The organism is Protofrankia sp. CiP1_Cm_nod4, assembly GCF_982290645.1.
The window spans coordinates 6383-7414 of record NZ_CEVIVC010000095.1 but is presented as its reverse complement, the minus strand read 5'-3'; the positions used below and the strand labels follow the sequence as shown (position 1 = coordinate 7414).

At 76.6% G+C, this 1032-nt stretch carries 1 protein-coding gene; it reads right to left on the bottom strand.

The features are described from left to right. Positions 1–150: 150 nt before the first annotated feature. Positions 151–981, bottom strand: a complete 831-nt coding sequence (gene pgl / locus AC5LSR_RS16940; protein WP_250283303.1) for a 6-phosphogluconolactonase — start codon at positions 979–981, stop codon at positions 151–153. Between the last annotated feature and the right edge of the window lie 51 nt (positions 982–1032).

The following is a 1032-nucleotide window of genomic DNA, read 5'->3' as shown; positions in this document are numbered from 1 at the left end:
CCCCGCCGGCCGGCTCTGCCACCAGGCGGGACGAAGCTGTCACCAGGCGGGACGGAGTTCGTTGCGCTCTGCCAAGAGCTGTAGCTGGCGGTGGTGCTGGCGCTCTGGCAGCTCAGGCGGCGGTGCTGGCGGCGTTCCGGCCGGGGAGGCTCATCCCGCTGGGACCCGGCGCGCCCGCGGTGCCCCGGCGCTGACGGGCCTGGCCGCGGCGGCCCGGTCCACCAGCCACAGCGTGCGTTGCCGGCCGCGCGCTCCCACCGCCGGGATGTCGGCCGGGGCCGCGCCGGAGAACGCGCGGGCCACCGCGTCCGCCTTTGCCTCGCCCGCGGCAAGAAGCCAGACCTCGTGCGCCGCCTGGATCGCGGGCAGCGTGAGTGAGATCCGGGCGGGCGGCGGCTTCGGGGAGTGGTGCACCGCGACGGTGGCGGTACGGGCGTGGATCGCCGAGGAGCCGGGGAAGAGCGAGGCCACGTGCCCGTCCGGCCCGACCCCGAGCAGCAGCACGTCGAAGGATGGGACCGCCACCGTGCCCGCGGCCGCGGTGGCCCCGGTGGGCGCGTGCTCGGCGAGCAGGCGGGCGTAGGCCGACGCGGCGGCCTCCGCGGCGTCGGTGCCCGTGGCTGTGCCCGTGCCGGCATCGGCGTCCGCGCTGCCCATCGGGAAGACCCGGGCCGGATCGAGGGGGAGGGCGTCGAGCAGCGCCTGACGGGCCTGCCGGTCGTTGCGGTCGGCCGAGTCCGCGGGCACGAAACGCTCGTCACCCCACCAGACGTCCACCTGGCCCCAGTCGACCGTCTCGACGAGCGGGCTGTCGCGCACCGCCCGCAGCGTGGCCACCCCGATCCCGCCGCCGGTGAGGACCACCGAGGCGCTGCCGCGGCTGGCCTGCGCGTCCGCCAGGCTGATGATCAGACGGGCGGCGGCCGCGGCGGCCAGCAGCGCCGGATCGCGATGGACGATCACCTCGGGTGACATGCTCATCAGCCGAACGCCTTGGCGCCGTCCGTAACGCCACCACCGTCGCCACCGCTG

Coding starts and splice junctions, on each gene's coding strand:
- pgl (WP_250283303.1), bottom strand. CDS start 981: ATGAGCATGTCACCCGAGGTGATCGTCCATCGCGATCCGGCGCTGCTG.